Origin of the sequence: Cryobacterium sp. TMT2-10 (genome assembly GCF_004403075.1) — a bacterium.
Lineage (GTDB): Bacteria > Actinomycetota > Actinomycetes > Actinomycetales > Microbacteriaceae > Cryobacterium > Cryobacterium shii.
Genome location: NZ_SOGW01000100.1, coordinates 1 through 15,201, shown reverse-complemented (window position 1 = coordinate 15,201; position 15,201 = coordinate 1). Strand labels below are relative to the sequence as shown.

Here is a 15,201-nt window from a genome sequence, read left to right as displayed (position 1 = left end):
GGCCTCGCCCGCGGCGGGGCGGGCCGAGTCCGGCCCCACCACGACGACCCGTCGCGCCAGCCCGCGGGCGTCCAGCACCCGGGACAGCAGGGACCGGCCGGCCACCTCCACTGCGGGCTTGAGCGCGCCGTCGAGCCGGCTGCCGCGGCCGCCGGCGAGCACGATCAGGTCGACGCTCATGGCTAGTCGCCCGACGACCCCGCCGGGCGGTGCCAGTCGCCGGACTTGCCGCCGGTCTTGGTGATCAGCCGCACGTTCTCGATCATGACCGACTTGTCGAGTCCCTTGACCATGTCGACGACGGCCAGCGCCGCCACCGACACCGCGGTCAGCGCTTCCATCTCGACGCCGGTGCGGTCGGCCGTGCGCACCGTGGCGATGATCCGCACGCCCGCATCCTCGACCACGAGGTCGACGGCGGCGCCGTGCACCCCGATCACGTGCGCGAGGGGGAGCAGGTCGGCGCATTTCTTGGCGCCCTGGATGCCGGCGATGCGGGCCACGGCCAGCACGTCGCCTTTCGGGGTGCTGCCGTCGCGGAGGGCGGCGACGACCTTCGGGCCGCAGGCCACGAAACCGGCCGCGGTCGCGCTGCGCACGGTGGGCACCTTGTCGGTGACGTCGACCATTCGGGCCTGGCCGGCGGAATCGAGGTGGGTGAAGGGGTGTGCGGGCGTGTCGCGTGCGGTCATGTCACCAGCATGACAGTGACGGGCCCACCCTCGTCAATCCGGGTGACGTCCTCCGGCACGATGGCAAGTCCCTGGGCCTGGCCGAGACCGGCCACGAGGTGCGAGCCGGACCCGCCGGCCGCGGCGCGGCGGGCGAGTGTGCGCGTGCCGTCCCGGCGGAGCATGACGGGCATGTACTGGGCGCGGCCGGCCGGGGAAGCCCAGCTTTCGGCGGCGACGGCGTCCACGGTGGGCCGGAACAGCTCGCTGTGCCCGCCCATCCGGCGCAGGGCCGGTCGCACGAACGCCTCGAACGAGACGAAGGCGCTCACCGGGTTGCCGGGCAGGGCGAAGATGACCGGGCCGTCGGTTCCGTCCGCGTCGGCGGGCCACCGGCCGAAGCCCTGCGGCTTGCCGGGCTGCATCTTCACCGGGCCGAACCGCACCGTGCCGAGCGGGGCCAGCACGGCCTTCACCACGTCGTACGCGCCCACGCTCACGCCGCCCGACAGCACGATCGCGTCGACGGTGCCGGCGAGGCTGGTGAGCAGGCTGCGGAGGGTGTTCTCGTCGTCGGGCACCGCGCCCAGCCGGATCGGCACCCCGCCGGCCTCGGCGACGGCAGCGGCGAGCAGGTACGAATTGGAATCGGGGATCTGGCCGCGCCGGGTCGGTTCGCCCGGCGTGACGAGTTCGCTGCCGGTGGAGATCACGGCCACGCGCGGGGCGGGGTGGGCCCGCAGGCCGGACGTGCCGGCACTCGCGGCGGCGGCGATCCGGGTGGGCCAGAGCTCGGACCCGCGGGTCAGCACGGTGTCGCCCGCGTGCGCGTCCTCGCCGGCGCGACGGATGTGCGCGGCCGGGCCGGGCGGGCGCATAACCTGGACCGTCTGTGTGCCCTGGTCGGTGTCCTCGATCGGCACCACGGCATCCGCCCCGTCAGGGATCGGCGCCCCGGTCATGATGCGCGCGACCTGGCCGGTTTCCAGGCGCGGATTCTGCGCCGTGCCGGCGGCGAGGTCGGCGACCACCGGCAGGGAGACCGGGGTCTGTTCCGTGGCCCCGAGCAGGTCCGCGCGTCGCACGGCATAGCCGTCCATGGCCGAGTTGTCGAACGGCGGGGTGTCCGTGGCGCTCCGGATGTCCTCGGCGAGCACGAGCCCGAGGGCCTCGTCCAGGGACACCAGCGCCGGCGGCAGCGGGGCGACCGCGGCGAGCACGGCGGCCAGCTGCTCGGCCACGGTGCGGGCCGAGGCGGGGACGGAGCAGCCGTCGGCGACGTGCTCGTGGGTGTGCCTGCCGCCGTGATCGTGCCGGTGCGTTCCCTCGGCCACGGTCAGCTCCTGGCCTCGGTGGACCATTCCGGCGACCAGGTGGCCGACCACTCCCTGGACCACTTGCTGCCGAGGCCGGGGGCGGTGCGGGCGGCGACGGCGGCGTCCCAGGCGACGATTCCGCCGTCGAGCAGGGTGAGGTCGGTGAAGCCGGCCGCTTGGAGCGCGGTCGCGGCGCGGGCCGCACGCGTGCCGGTGTGGCAGTGCAGCACCAGCGGCACGTCGCGGGGAAGGGTGGCCATTCCCTCGGTGGTGAGCAGTTCGGCGAGGGGGAGCAGTACGGCATCCGGGATGGCGCTCTCGGTGTGTTCGTCCGGTTCGCGCACGTCGACGACCAGGAACGCGTCGGTGCTCTTCGCCCGGGCGCCCAGACGGGCGACGAGCTCGACCGGGGTGATCGTCGGCCAGGCGTTGGGCGCGGCGGCGGCTGTCGCGGGCGGGTTCGGGTCGGCCGCGGCGATGCCGGTGCCGAGCAGGGGAACCTCGGTGAACCGCCCCGACAGGGCGTCGATGACGAGGATGCGCCCGATCAGCGGGGTGCCGATCCCGGCGATGAGCTTGATGGCCTCGGTGGCCATCAGGGAACCGACCTGGCCGCAGAGCGCGCCGAGAACGCCGGCCTCCGCGCAGTTGGGCACCTCGCCCTCGGCGGGCGGGGTCGGGAAGAGGTCGCGCAGGTGAACGCCGGTGAGGCCGCTCCCTGCCGGCGGGGTGGCCCAGAACACCGACAGCTGCGCGTCGAAGCGAAGCACGGATGCCCACACCAGCGGCAGGCCCAGGGCCGCGCAGGTGTCGTTGACCAGGAACCGGGTCGGGAAGTTGTCGGTGCCGTCGATGATGACGTCGTAGCCGCCGAGGATGGTGGCGGCGTTGCCGGCGTCGAGCCGCTCGCCGTGCTGCACGACCACGGCCTCCGGCGCGATGGCCGCGATCGACTCGGCCGCGCTGACCACCTTGGGCCGGCCGACATCCGCCTGGCCGTGCACGATCTGGCGCTGCAGGTTGCTGGGTTCGACGTCGTCGCTGTCGACGATGCCGATGGTGCCGACCCCGGCCGCGGCCAGGTAGACCAGCGCGGGGGAACCGAGACCGCCGGCGCCGAGCACCAGCACCCGGGCGTTGGCGAGCCGGCGCTGGCCGAGCTCGTTCAGCTGGGGCAGGCGACGCTGGCGTGCGGTGCGGACGGATTCGGCGGCGCTGAGCCGGGCGACCGGCTCGACGAGGGGAGGTATGGCCATGACTACCACGGTAGGCGCTGGGGGCGTGCGGTGAATACCCATCCGGGCGAACTCCGGCAAACACCTTGAATTCTCAGGCCATCTGTAGTCACCTAGGGATCGCACCACGAAAAGGGATCCAACTAGAGACACCCATGCACTCTCGCGCGACCGCAGTGGCCGCGCCACGAGGAAAGCAATCAGGAACTAGGAAGGTACTTCATGACTGGAAACAGAGCAGTTGCCTACAAGAGCCCAGGCGTCGTCGAGGTCATCGACATCGACTACCCCACCTTCGAGCTGAAGGACGGGCCGGGCGTGAACCCGGCCAACGTCGGCCGGAAGGTGCCGCACGGGGTCATCCTCAAGACCGTCACGACGAACATCTGCGGCTCGGACCAGCACATGGTCCGCGGGCGCACGACCGCACCGATGGACCTGGTGCTCGGCCACGAGATCACCGGCGAGGTGGTCGAGTGCGGGCCCGACGTCGAGTTCATCAAGGTCGGCGACATCGTCTCGGTGCCGTTCAACATCTCCTGCGGCCGTTGTCGCAACTGTAAGGAGCGCAAGACCGGGATCTGCCTCAACGTCAACCCGGACCGCCCGGGCAGCGCCTACGGCTACGTCGACATGGGCGGCTGGGTCGGCGGCCAGGCCGAGTACGTGCTGGTGCCGTATGCGGACTGGAACCTGCTGAAGTTCCCGGACCGGGACCAGGCGCTGGAGAAGATCATGGACCTCACCATGCTCTCCGACATCTTCCCGACCGGATTCCACGGCGCGTACAGCGCCGGAGTCGGGGTCGGGTCGACCGTCTACGTCGCCGGCGCCGGACCGGTGGGCCTGGCTGCGGCGGCATCCGCTCAGCTGCTCGGGGCCGCCGTCGTGATCGTCGCCGATCTCAACGAAGAGCGGCTGGCCCAGGCCCGCAGCTTCGGCTGTGAGACCATCGACCTGCGGAAGGGCGAACCACAGGACCAGATCGAGCAGATTTTGGGTGAACCCACGGTCGACTGCGGTGTGGATGCCGTCGGGTTCGAGGCCCGTGGCCACGGCAAGGACGCGGGCACGGAGCGCCCGGCCACGGTGCTCAACTCGCTGATGACGGTCACCGCCGCCGGTGGCGGCCTGGGCATCCCGGGGCTCTACGTCACCGGTGACCCGGGCGGGGTGGACGAGGCGGCGAAGGTCGGCTCGCTGTCCATCCGGCTGGGCCTGGGCTGGGCCAAGTCCCTCTCCTTCACCACCGGTCAGTGCCCGGTGATGAAGTACAACCGGGGGCTGATGATGGCGATCCTGCATGACAAGGTGCAGATCGCCAAGGCCGTGAACGCCCAGGCGATCAGCCTGGACGATGCCCCGCGCGGGTACGCCGAGTTCGACGCCGGCAAGTCTGTCAAGTACGTGCTGAACCCGAACCAGTACATCAAGTAACCGCGCCCCACCAAACGGGAAACCCGGCCGGCGGTTCGCCCCGGCCGGGTTTCGCGTCCCGGGGATTTCTCACCGTCCCGGCGACCTTTTGCCGCTCGGGGCGGCAGTTAGTGTGGAGACATGACCGGAGTCGACATCACCGCACCCGTTCCCCGCTACTTCAGTGCCCTCACCGACATCCCGGTCGCCGTGGAACAGCCGACCGGTCTGGTCACCGACCGGTACGCCCGCCCGCTGCACGACCTGCGCATCTCGGTCACCGACCGGTGCAACTTCCGCTGCGTCTACTGCATGCCCAAAGAGGTCTTCGGCAAGGACTTCGCGTTCATGGACCGCGATGAGCTGCTCTCCTTCGAGGAGATCACCCGGCTGGCCCGGATCAGCGTCGCTCACGGGGTCGAGAAGATCCGCCTGACCGGCGGCGAACCGCTGCTGCGCAAGGGGCTCGAAGAACTCGTCGCGATGCTGGCCGCGCTGCGCACCCCGGACGGCCGCGAAGTCGACATCGCCCTGACCACCAACGGTTCCGTGCTGGCGCTGAAGGCCCAGGCGCTGAAGGATGCCGGGCTGCGGCGGGTGACGGTGTCCCTGGACTCGCTCGACGACGCCACCTTCAAGGCCATGAACGACGTGAAGTTCCCGGTCGCCAAGGTGCTGCACGGCCTCGACGTGGCCCACTCGGTGGGCCTCGGGCCGATCAAGATCAACATGGTGCTGAAACGCGGCCAGAACGACCAGGACATCGTGGCCATGGCCCGCCATTTCAAGGACACGCCCTACATCCTGCGTTTCATCGAGTTCATGGATGTCGGCTCCAGCAACGGCTGGGAGATGGGCGCGGTGGTGCCCTCCTCCGAGGTCGTGGCACGCATCAACGCCGAGCTGCCCCTGGAGGAGGTCTCGCCCAACTACAGCGGCGAGACCAGCCGGCGCTGGCGGTACCGCGACGGCGGTGGCGAGATCGGGGTCATCTCCAGCGTCACCCAGTCGTTCTGCCACTCCTGCTCGCGGGCGCGGGTCTCCACCGACGGTAAGCTCTTCACCTGTCTGTTCGCGACCGAAGGGCACGACCTGCGGGCCCTGATGCGCGGCGGCTGCACCGACGAGCAGCTGTCCACCGTGATGGCGCAGATCTGGCGTGAGCGCACCGACCGCTACTCGGAGCTGCGCAGCTCGCAGACCGGGGGCCTGCGGGCATCCGGCAAGAAAAGAATCGAAATGTCCTACATTGGCGGGTGACTGATTTGAGCAGAATCACGGTGCGGCGCAAGGTCGTGCGGCTGACGGTGGGCCAGAACCCCACCACCAGGGAAGACGTGCTGGCGGCCGAAGAACCGTTGGAGATCCGCGTGAACGGCCGTTCGCTCGCCGTCACGATGCGCACCCCCGGCAACGACTACGACCTGGCCGCCGGGTTCCTGGTGTCGGAGGGCGTGATCACTCGGGGCGAGCACTTCTTCACCGCGCGGTACTGCGCCGGCGCCACCGACGACGAGGGCGAGAACACCTACAACGTGCTCGATGTGTCGCTCGCACCGGGTGTGCGGCCGCCGGACCCGAGCCTGGAACGCTCGTTCCTCACGACCAGCTCCTGCGGGCTGTGCGGCAAGGCCAGCATCGACGCCGTGCGCACGAAATCGTCGTTCCCGGTGGCGGAGGACCCCCTGCGGGTCAGCGCGGAACTGCTCATCACCTTCCCCGACGCGCTGCGGGAAGCGCAGGCCGTGTTCGAGAAGACCGGCGGCATCCACGCGGCGGCCCTCTTCGACGGCGCCACCGGGCGGATGCTGGTGCTGCGCGAGGACGTCGGCCGTCACAATGCGGTCGACAAGGTCATCGGCTGGGCGCTCAAGGAGAACCTGCTGCCGCTCTCCGGCACGGTGCTGATGGTGTCGAGCCGGGCCAGTTTCGAGCTTGCGCAGAAGGCGATGATGGCCGGAATCCCGGTGCTCGCCGCCGTCTCCGCGCCATCGTCGCTGGCCGCGGAGTTCGCGGCCGAGGTCGGGATGACCCTGGTCGGGTTCCTGCGTGGCGACTCGATGGTGATCTACGCCGGGGCCGAGCGGATCGACAGCGAAAGCGCCGCGCGCAGCCGGGCGGTCATCGCGGGCTGAGTCGGCTCGAAGCTCAGCGCACGACCGAATAGCGCTCCTGGATCATGCCCCCGCTGATCTGCCCAGCCGAGAGGGTCTGCAGCCGGATGTCCGCCGGGAGCGCCCCGGGAAGAGCGCCGAAAAGCGGGATGCCGTCGCCCAGCAGCACCGGGATCCGGGTGATGACCAGGTCGTCGACGAGGTCGGCGGCCAAACAGGCCCGCACGACCTTGCCGCCGTCGAGGTAGACACGGGCGGCTCCCGCCTCGTTGAGCACGGACACCGCCGCCGCGAGCGTGCGCACGACGCGGATGCTCTGGCCGTCGGTCGCTGCCTGGGTGGCCGGCATCAGCGTGCTGCTGAGCACCAGCACCGGTGTGCTGCCGTAGGGCCACCGGTCGAAGCTGAGTACCTTCTCGTAGGTCGCCCTCCCCATCAGGAGATGGTCGACGGATGCGAAGAACTCGTCGTCGCCGGGCGTCTCGCCGGGCGTGTCGGTGAGCCAGTTGATGTCGCCGTTGCTGCGGGCGATGAAACCGTCCACGCTCGTCGCGATGAAGACGTGGCCGGACCAGCTGCGTTGCTCCATGGGCACCTCCGTGTGCGGTCAGTCCAGCCAACCTAGCCTCGGTCGGGCCAACCTGGCCTCGGTCGGGCCAACCTGGCCTCGGTCGGGGCGCCCTGTGTTCGGCCGGGCCCCCACCCGTAAGGTGTTGCCGCCCCGCGTCCCGAACGAATTCGACGGAGATTTTGGCTCTCCTGCTGCATCTGTGGGTCTTTCGGAGCGCCTTAACGGCCGCACGCCGCTTCCTGTCTAGGTTTCTGACTGTCAAGGAAAGAAACTTTATAGGCGGGAAAACGGCGTGCGATCTCTAACAATATGGCGGACCTTGCTCGGTGTCGACAAGACGGTCGTCGAGGGCCTGAATCTTGATCCAGTGACGGGTGTTTTGGTGGCCTCGGTGCGACCGACGAGGGCGGCGCGGAACCGGTGCGGGTCCTGCCTGAAACGCTGCCCACGCTATGACGGGGGTGCGGGACGGCGCCGGTGGCGGGCCTTGGACGTGGGCACGATCCAGGTCTACTTGGAGGCGGAAGCCTCGCGGGTGTCGTGCCGGGAGCATGGTGTGATCGTGGCTGCGGTCCCGTGGGCCCGGCACCAGGCCGGCCACACACGCGACTTCGATTCCTATGTCGCGTGGCTGGCCACGAAAACATCGAAGACCGCGGCGACTGAGTTGACGCGGATCGCATGGAGGACGGTGGGGGCGATCATCACCCGGGTTTGGGCCGACACGGAAGAGCTCCATGATCCCTTCGCCGGGCTCACCCGGATCGGGATCGATGAGGTCTCCTTCAAGCGCGGCCGGAAGTTCTTGACCGTGGTCGTCGACCACGATTCGGGGCGTCTGGTCTGGGCAGCTCCGGGCCAGGACAAGGCCACTCTCGGCACGTTCTTCGATGCCCTCGGCGAGGAACGATCAGCTCTGATCACGCATGTTTCCGCGGATGGGGCCGGCTGGATCGCGACCGTCGTCGCGGCACGCTGCCCGAACGCGGTCCGCTGCGCGGACCCGTTCCACGTCGTCAAATGGGCCACGGAAGCCCTCGACGAAGTCCGCCGGGCAGCCTGGACCGAGGCTCGGAAACGGGCCCGCTTGAACGAGTCCCGAACGGTTGGCCGGCCCGCCCGCGACGCTCCGGTCCGGCCTCACAGCGAGCACGCGAAGTTGATGATGAACTCCCGCTACGCGCTCTGGAAAAACCCGGAGAACCTCACCGAGAAACAACAGATTAAGCTGGCTTGGGTCGTTCAAACCAACCCGGCCCTGGGCCGGGCCTACTACCTCAAAGAAGGCCTCAGACTGGTCTTCAAACTGCCCCACGACGACGCCGCCGAGGCCCTGGACAAGTGGGTCGGATGGGCACGCCGCAGCCGAATCCCATCGTTCGTGAAACTCCAACGCTCCATCGTCAAGCACCGCGCCGCGATCCTCGCCTCGATCGAACACGGCCTCTCAAACGGCCGCATCGAATCCGTCAACACCAAAATCCGACTCATCACCCGAATCGCCTTCGGCTTCAAATCATCCGACGCCCTCATCGCCCTCGCCATGCTCAGCCTCGGCGGCCACAAACCCGTGCTCCCCGGCCGGGTTTAACCCACGGTTACGACAGGAGAGCCGAGATTTTGGCCAAATCGGCCCTGGCAACCCCAGAACAGCGGTTTTAGCCGAGAATCTCCGTCGAATTGGTTCAGCAGCAGCACCGCGCTGTGACGGTGAAGGGCGCGCTCGGCTAGGCGGGCACGGTTTCGTGCGGGATGAACCGCACCGACATGGCCTTGTAGCCGGGGGTGTTCGACTCGCGCGCCACGAGCTCGCGGTGCACCAGGGCGTTCGCCTCGGGGAAATAGGCCGCTGCGCAGCCCCGCGGGGTGGGGTAGACCACCAGGCGGAACTCGTTGGCGCGGCGTTCCTCGCCCTGGAAGGTGCTGATCACGTCGACCATGTCGCGGTCCGTGAACCCCAGTTCGGTCACGTCGTCCTCGTGGATCAGGATGACGCGGCGGCCGCCGGAGATGCCGCGGTACCGGTCGTCCAGGCCGTAGAAGGTGGTGTTGTACTGGTCGTGGCTGCGCATCGTCTGCAGGATCAGGTGCCCGGGCGGCGGCGTCAGGTACTCGAGCGGGCTGACCGTGAACCGGGCCCGGCCGATGTCCGTGGCGAAGCTGCGGGTGTCCCGCGGCGGGTTGGGCAGCACGAACCCGTTCTTGGTCTTGAGGCGCGTGTTGAAGTCCTGGAAGCCGGGGATCACCCGGGAGATGCGGTCACGGATGACGTCGTAGTCGTCGGCCATGGCCTTCCAGTCGATCACGTGGTCCTCTCCGAGGGTGGCGCTGGCCATCCGGGCGACGATGACCGGCTCGGCGAGCAGGTGTTCGGAGACCGGGTCGAGGCGCCCCTGCGTGGTGCGCACGACCGACATCGAGTCCTCGACCGAGAGCACCTGGCGTCCGCCCGGATGCTTGTCGTCGGTGTCGGTGCGCCCGAGCGTCGGCAGGATCAGCGAGGTCCGGCCGTGCATGATGTGCGACCGGTTCGGCTTGGTCGACACGTGCACGGTGAGCCCGACCCGCTGCATCGCGGTCTCCAGGGCCACGGTGTCGGAGCCGGCGAGGACGAAGTTGCCGCCCATGGCGACGAACACGTCGACGTCGTCGTTCTCGAGCGCCGCAATCGTGTCCACCGAGTCGAGGCCGTGCTCGCGCGGGGCGTTGATGCCGAATTCCGTGTCCAAAGCGGCGAGCATCGCCTCCTTCGGCTTCTCCCAGACGCCCATGGTGCGGTCGCCCTGCACATTGGAGTGGCCGCGCACCGGGCAGGCGCCGGCGCCGGGCTTGCCGAAGTTGCCCTGCAGCAGCAGCAGGTTGATGATCTCCTTGAGCGTGTTCACCGAGTGCGGCTGCTGGGTCAGGCCCAGCGCCCAGCAGATGATCGTGGCCTTGGAGTCCGCCATCATGCGCGCCACGGTGGTGATCTGCAGCACGTTCAGGCCGGTGGCCTTTTCGGTCTCGGCCCAGTCGATGCTCTTGCGGGCCGCGCGGTAGTCCTCGAGGCCCTGCGTGTTCGCGGCCACGAACTCCGCATCCACGACGGATCCGGGCACGCGCTCTTCCTCTTCGAGCAGCAGGTGGCCAAGGGCCTGGAACAGGGCCAGGTCGCCGCCGACCTTGATCTGCAGGTACTCGTCGGAGAGGGCGGTGCCGTCGCCGATCAGTCCGGACACCGACTGCGGGTCCTTGAAGTTGAACAGCCCGGCCTCCGGCAGCGGGTTGACGGCGACGATCTTGCCGCCGTTGTCCTTGCACTCTTTCAGGGCCGACAGCATCCGTGGATGGTTGGTGCCGGGGTTCTGGCCGACGACCAGGATCAGCTGGGCCTGGTGGAGGTCCTCGAGGGACACGGTTCCCTTGCCGATGCCGATGGTCGGGTTCAGTGCGCTTCCGGAGGATTCGTGGCACATGTTGGAGCAGTCGGGCAGGTTGTTCGTGCCGATCGAGCGGGCGAACAGCTGGTACAGGAACGCCGACTCGTTCGCGGTGCGGCCCGAGGTGTAGAAGACGGTGCGGTCGGGCACGGTGGCGCGGATCTGCTCGCCGATGAGTTCGAACGCGGCGTTCCAGGAGATCTGCGAGTAGTGCGTGTCGCCGGGACGGATGACCATCGGATGCGTGATGCGGCCCTGGTTGCCCAGCCAGTACTCGGTCTTGGTGGCGAGTTCCTCGATCGAGTGCTCGGCCCAGAACGCCGGGGTCACGGTACGCAGGGTGCTCTCCTCGGCGACGGCCTTCGCGCCGTTCTCGCAGAACTCCGCCGTCTTGCGGTGGCCCTGCGACTCCGGCCAGGCGCAGCCGGGGCAGTCGGTGCCGTCGCGCTGGTTCAGCCGGAGCAGCGCCTTGGCCGTGCGGCCGACGCCGGCCTGCGCGATGCCGCGTTCGAGGGCGACGGCGACGGCCTCGACACCGGCCGCGGACTTCTTCGGCTTCTTGACGACCAGGTTGTCTTCGTTGATGTCTTCGATCGGAGCGCGTCGTGTCATTCCTCCATCCTGCTCCCTCCGGCTCGCGCTGCCGGCAAGGGTCCCGGGTGATTCCCAGCCGGAACAGCAGCAACTGGTCAGGGATATGGCGTTTGATGGGCTCGTGGAATGATGCTGGTCTGCATCCGGTTAGACACGTAGGTGCCCGGCCAGGCCTGGGAAGACAGCCCAGGGGAGCTCGACAGCCGACAGCTCGACAGCCGACAGCTCGACAGCCGACAGCTCGACAGCCGACAGCTCGACAGCCGACAGCTCGACAGCCGACAGCTCGACAGCCGACAGCTCGACAGCCGACAGCTCGACAGCCCAACAGACTCGACAGCCCAACAGAGAGGCAACCGTGGGGACTCATACGACGTTGGACACGATGCGGCAGAGCAGGTCGATCCTCGACGGCATCCGCTGCGCGGACAACCTGACCATCGCCGCGAGCCGGGACGGCGGCGTGCGCGCGGTGCGCCTGCTCGCCCAGGCCGCCCTCGATGCCGGAGACCAGCTCACCGCCATCGCCGCCATCCACTCGCTCGGCCAGGTGTTCGACGAATCCGCCGACGAAGTCCTGGTGTCCCTGCTCCTGCACGACTCGCCCTTCATCCGGGAACACGCGGCCTGGGCGTTCGGTGCCCGCCTGCCCCGCTTCGACGCGCTCGCCGGGCTCCTGACCATGGTCGTTTCCGGCGGATTCTCCGGCATGATCGCGCAGCGCACCCTGGAACAGTGGAGCTCGTCGGTTCCCGAGCATGTGGCTCTCGCCCTGGAGGGCGCCCTGATCGGAGTGCACGAGCCCGCCGCCCGGGCCCGGCTGGTCGAGACGATGGGACTCACGGCCGGCCGCATCGCCGAGCGCCTGCTGCGCCGCGTCGCCGTGGACCGCGCCGAATCGGTGCCCGTGCGTGCGACCGCGATCGCCGCCCTCGGCGACCTCGGGCCGAACGAGGCCAGCATCCGGATCGTCAGCGAGCTGTCCCAGGGGTCCGACGAGCTCGCGGATGTCGCCAGGCTCGCCCTGGTCGACCTGACCGTGCCCACCTATCCCCGCCCGCCCTGGAGTCAGGGCCTCACGGTGGCACAGCTCTTCCTGCACGCCGACATCGACCGGGAGCTCAGCCAGGTCGGGTCCGGTGATAACGGCGGCATCGCGACCCTGCTGGTGCGCCTCGGCGACGCCCTGGTCGCCGGGCCGGCCGGGTCGCCCGTCGAACGCGTGCTCACCCTCTCGCGGGGTGACCACGCCGCCGGGCTCTCCTGCCTGTCCGAGGTCGGCTCGACCCTCGCCGGCCACGCGTTCGCGACCGTTCCGTTCCTGGGTGACCCGGTGGCATCCGTGGACGCCTGGCCCCGGCGGATCGAGACGCAGCGGGGCATCCGTCGCATTCTGCGTGCGGCGGGTTCCGTCGACGCGATCCACCTGCGGATGGCGGACATCGGCACCCTGGCGGCGTCCACCGTCGCCCGGGAACTCGACATCCCGATCGTGTTCACGGTCGCGCCGGACCCGCACAGCGTCATCCATTCCCTGGACACGTCCGGGGTGCTGACCCGGGCCAACTTTGGCACGGTCGACGAGACGGAGCACTTCTGGTTCCGGGCGCGGCTCGTGCAGAGGCTGGCCGCGGATGCCGCGCACACCGTGCTCTTCCCCCGGCCCGACCTGCAGCGCGACATGCGCGACCTCGTGGGCATCGACATCTCGCAGCATCCCGAGCGTCACTCCGTGATCGCGGAGGGCATCGACCTCGCGGTGATCGAGCGGTCCCTGGCGGATGCTGCGGGTGCTGCGGGCGCTGCTGTGGCGGCCGCGGATGTGGCGGGCGCGGCATCCGTATCGGACGGCGCCCCGGCGGTGGCCGAGCTCGACGCCCTGCTGGCCACCCTGCCGACCAGCCGACAGGGCCTGCCCCTCGCCGTCACCGTCGGCCGGCTGCACCGGGTGAAGGGCATGGCGACGCTGGTGGAGGCCTGGGCTGCCGACGCGGGCCTCCGAGCGAGCTGCAACCTGCTCGTGCTCGGCGGCGACCTGAACGCGCCCTCGTTCGACGAGCAGGGGCAGCTGGACTCGATGGCCGCCGTCGTGCCGCTGGCGGACGCGGCCGGGCACGGGCTGCTGCTGGCCGGGCACCGCACCAACGACACGGTCGCCCGCTGGCTGGCCGCCGCGCGCTACGGCCGTCCGGGCCTGGCTGCGCCCGGCGGCGTGTACGTCTGCGCGAGCATGAAGGAGGAGTTCGGCATCGCCCTGCTCGAGGCGATGGCGTCCGGGCTCACTGTCGTGGCCCCGAACTCCGGCGGACCGGCCACCTACGTCGAGGAGGGAGTGACGGGGTACCTCGTCGACACCGGCAACCGGGCGGCCCTCTCCGCCGGGATCACCGCGGCGCTGGTGCTGGCCTCCGGGCCGTTCGGGCCGGAGTACGCGGATCGCGCCGGGGCGATGGTGGCCGGCTCGTTCACCATCCAGGCCATGGCCGCGACCCTGTCCCGCGTCTACCGGGACGTCTCCGATGCGTCCGACGCGGACGAGCCGACTGACTGGGCGCTGAGCGCCTCATGACGCTGCTCATCATCAGCCCGGACTACGCGTCCCACCTGTTTCCGCTCGCCACGCTCGGCACAGCCTGGTTGGAGGCGGGCGAACGCGTGGTGGTGGCCAGCGGCCCCGCCACGGCCGACATCGTGACGGCCTTCGGCTTCGAACGGGTGAACTTGCAGCTGGGCCGCGGCTCCAACCCCGGCACGATCCGCGCCGAAGAACAGCCCAAGGGCGAGGACGACGCCCTGCGCGGGTTCTTCGACGCCACCCGCCGCGGCATGGTCGACACCCTCCGCTTCCAGGCCGAGGCCCGCAGCAGCGACCTGCTCTGGAACCCGGTGGAGGTGGCGAGGGAGGTGCAGCGGATCGTCGCCGAGGTGCGCCCGGACCACGTGATCGTCGACCACCTGGCGTTCAGCGCCCGGCTGGCCCTGCTCAGTGCGGGGGTGCGGCATGCGGACGTCGTGATCGGGCATCCGTCTGCCCTGCCCGTCGGCGACGAGGTCTACGGCTACCCGCCCGAGTGGCCGGACGCCTTCTCGCCCGAGCCCGCCGAGCTCGACGCGCTGCACCACACCTGCGAGGACGTGCGCGACTCGTTCACCCGCCAGTGGAACGACGCCCTCCTCGCCCTCGACCCGTCGATGATCCCGAGCACGGATGCGTTCCAGGAGGCCGGCGACATCCTGCTGCTGAACTATCCGGCCGAGTTGCACGACCCGAAGCGGGCGGACCTGTTGCCTCCGCACGCGTTCCTCGGCTCCGCCGTGCGCGCGGAGGCCGTGGACGACGAGGTGAAACGGTGGCTGGCGGTGGAGAGCGACCGGCCGATCGTGTACGTCAGCTTCGGCAGCTTCCTGTCGGTGCGGACCGACGTGCTGGCCCGCGTGGCCGAGGCGCTGGCCGCCCTCGACGTGCGGGTCGCCCTCGCGACCGGGGCCTCCGACCCGGCCGAGCTCGGCCCCGTGCCGGACTCGTGGCTGGTGCGGGGCTTCCTCCCGCAGGTGACGGTGCTGCGGCACTCCGCCCTGGCGGTGACGCACGGCGGCAACAACAGCGTCACCGAGGCCATGACCTCGGCCGTGCCGCTGCTGGTGCTGCCCTTCTCAACGGATCAGTTCGCCGGGGGGGCGGCGATCGAGCGGGCCGGTTTCGGGCTCGCCCTGGCGCCCAACACGGCGACGGCCGAGGAGATCCGGGTTGCGGCGGCGGCGCTGCTCGCCCTCCACGGCGACGCCCGGCTGCGGCTGGACCGGCTCGGCGAGTCCCTTGCCTGCGGGGCCGGGCCGCGGCGCGCGTATGCCGCGCTGCGGGCGG

13 protein-coding genes are annotated in these 15,201 nt (G+C 69.9%); 6 read left to right on the top strand and 7 right to left on the bottom strand.

The genetic code is table 11. From position 1 onward, the window contains the following. The 4 genes from E3T37_RS12065 to E3T37_RS12050 form a co-directional block, all read right to left on the bottom strand. Window positions 1-180, bottom strand: a 180-nt coding sequence (locus E3T37_RS12065) for an NTP transferase domain-containing protein (protein ID WP_166806101.1), incomplete at its 3' end; no start/stop codon positions are given. A 2-nt stretch (window positions 181-182) separates the two neighbouring features. Continuing rightward, window positions 183-692 (bottom strand): cyclic pyranopterin monophosphate synthase MoaC, encoded by a 510-nt coding sequence (gene moaC / locus E3T37_RS12060; protein ID WP_134367117.1) that lies wholly within the window; start codon window positions 690-692, stop codon window positions 183-185. Beyond that, a complete protein-coding gene (gene glp / locus E3T37_RS12055) occupies window positions 689-2,005 on the bottom strand; it encodes a gephyrin-like molybdotransferase Glp (RefSeq protein WP_241978670.1) in 1,317 nt (438 codons plus the stop codon). The genes moaC and glp overlap by 4 nt, the downstream gene beginning before the upstream one ends. Window positions 2,006-2,007: 2 nt before the next feature. Further along, a complete protein-coding gene (locus E3T37_RS12050; protein WP_134367115.1) occupies window positions 2,008-3,243 on the bottom strand; it encodes a ThiF family adenylyltransferase in 1,236 nt (411 codons plus the stop codon). A gap of 201 nt (window positions 3,244-3,444) precedes the next feature. Here E3T37_RS12050 and fdhA point away from each other — a divergent pair, with 201 nt between their 5' ends. The 3 genes from fdhA to fdhD all read left to right on the top strand — a co-directional run bounded on the left by fdhA (window position 3,445) and on the right by fdhD (window position 6,773). Continuing rightward, the gene (gene fdhA / locus E3T37_RS12045) at window positions 3,445-4,659 is read left to right on the top strand and encodes a formaldehyde dehydrogenase, glutathione-independent (RefSeq protein ID WP_134367113.1); all 1,215 of its coding nucleotides are present in this window, start codon (window positions 3,445-3,447) and stop codon (window positions 4,657-4,659) included. 120 nt (window positions 4,660-4,779) lie between these two features. Continuing rightward, window positions 4,780-5,898, top strand: a complete 1,119-nt coding sequence (gene moaA / locus E3T37_RS12040) for a GTP 3',8-cyclase MoaA (RefSeq protein WP_134367111.1) — start codon at window positions 4,780-4,782, stop codon at window positions 5,896-5,898. Window positions 5,899-5,903: 5 nt separating this feature from the next. Next, complete coding sequence (gene fdhD, locus E3T37_RS12035; RefSeq protein WP_134367109.1) at window positions 5,904-6,773, top strand: formate dehydrogenase accessory sulfurtransferase FdhD; 870 nt, start codon at window positions 5,904-5,906, stop codon at window positions 6,771-6,773. 13 nt (window positions 6,774-6,786) lie between these two features. On the opposite strand, the gene E3T37_RS12030 is transcribed toward fdhD, so the two are convergent. After that, window positions 6,787-7,341 carry a dihydrofolate reductase family protein gene (locus E3T37_RS12030; protein WP_134367107.1) on the bottom strand — a complete coding sequence of 185 codons (555 nt, stop codon included), beginning with the start codon at window positions 7,339-7,341 and terminating at the stop codon, window positions 6,787-6,789. Window positions 7,342-7,615: 274 nt separating this feature from the next. On the opposite strand from E3T37_RS12030, the gene E3T37_RS12025 reads away from it, so the two are divergent. Continuing rightward, window positions 7,616-8,914, top strand: coding sequence for an ISL3 family transposase (locus tag E3T37_RS12025; protein ID WP_134367105.1), 1,299 nt, complete (start codon window positions 7,616-7,618; stop codon window positions 8,912-8,914). Between the two features lie 136 nt (window positions 8,915-9,050). On the opposite strand, the gene E3T37_RS12020 is transcribed toward E3T37_RS12025, so the two are convergent. Together E3T37_RS12020 and E3T37_RS17840 are read right to left on the bottom strand one after the other, a co-directional pair. Then, entirely contained in the window at window positions 9,051-11,354 is a 2,304-nt protein-coding gene (locus E3T37_RS12020; protein WP_134367103.1) for an FdhF/YdeP family oxidoreductase, read from the bottom strand. 77 nt (window positions 11,355-11,431) lie between these two features. Next, window positions 11,432-11,692: a pentapeptide repeat-containing protein gene (locus tag E3T37_RS17840; protein ID WP_134367101.1), complete on the bottom strand. Its 261-nt coding sequence runs from the start codon at window positions 11,690-11,692 to the stop codon at window positions 11,432-11,434. A 29-nt stretch (window positions 11,693-11,721) separates the two neighbouring features. On the opposite strand from E3T37_RS17840, the gene E3T37_RS12010 reads away from it, so the two are divergent. Continuing rightward, window positions 11,722-13,905, top strand: a complete 2,184-nt coding sequence (locus tag E3T37_RS12010; protein WP_241975819.1) for a glycosyltransferase — start codon at window positions 11,722-11,724, stop codon at window positions 13,903-13,905. Beyond that, a partial coding sequence (locus E3T37_RS12005) for a glycosyltransferase (protein WP_134367098.1) occupies window positions 13,902-15,201 on the top strand: 1,300 nt, incomplete at its 3' end. The genes E3T37_RS12010 and E3T37_RS12005, both read left to right, overlap by 4 nt.

Bases quoted from the DNA above. Each gene is read 5' to 3' on its own strand.
- E3T37_RS12020 (WP_134367103.1), bottom strand. From the start codon at position 11,354: ATGACACGACGCGCTCCGATCGAAGACATCAACGAAGACAACCTGGTC.
- fdhA (WP_134367113.1), top strand. From the start codon at position 3,445: ATGACTGGAAACAGAGCAGTTGCCTACAAGAGCCCAGGCGTCGTCGAG.
- moaA (WP_134367111.1), top strand. From the start codon at position 4,780: ATGACCGGAGTCGACATCACCGCACCCGTTCCCCGCTACTTCAGTGCC.
- E3T37_RS12010 (WP_241975819.1), top strand. From the start codon at position 11,722: ATGCGGCAGAGCAGGTCGATCCTCGACGGCATCCGCTGCGCGGACAAC.
- moaC (WP_134367117.1), bottom strand. From the start codon at position 692: ATGACCGCACGCGACACGCCCGCACACCCCTTCACCCACCTCGATTCC.
- E3T37_RS12030 (WP_134367107.1), bottom strand. From the start codon at position 7,341: ATGGAGCAACGCAGCTGGTCCGGCCACGTCTTCATCGCGACGAGCGTG.
- E3T37_RS12050 (WP_134367115.1), bottom strand. From the start codon at position 3,243: ATGGCCATACCTCCCCTCGTCGAGCCGGTCGCCCGGCTCAGCGCCGCC.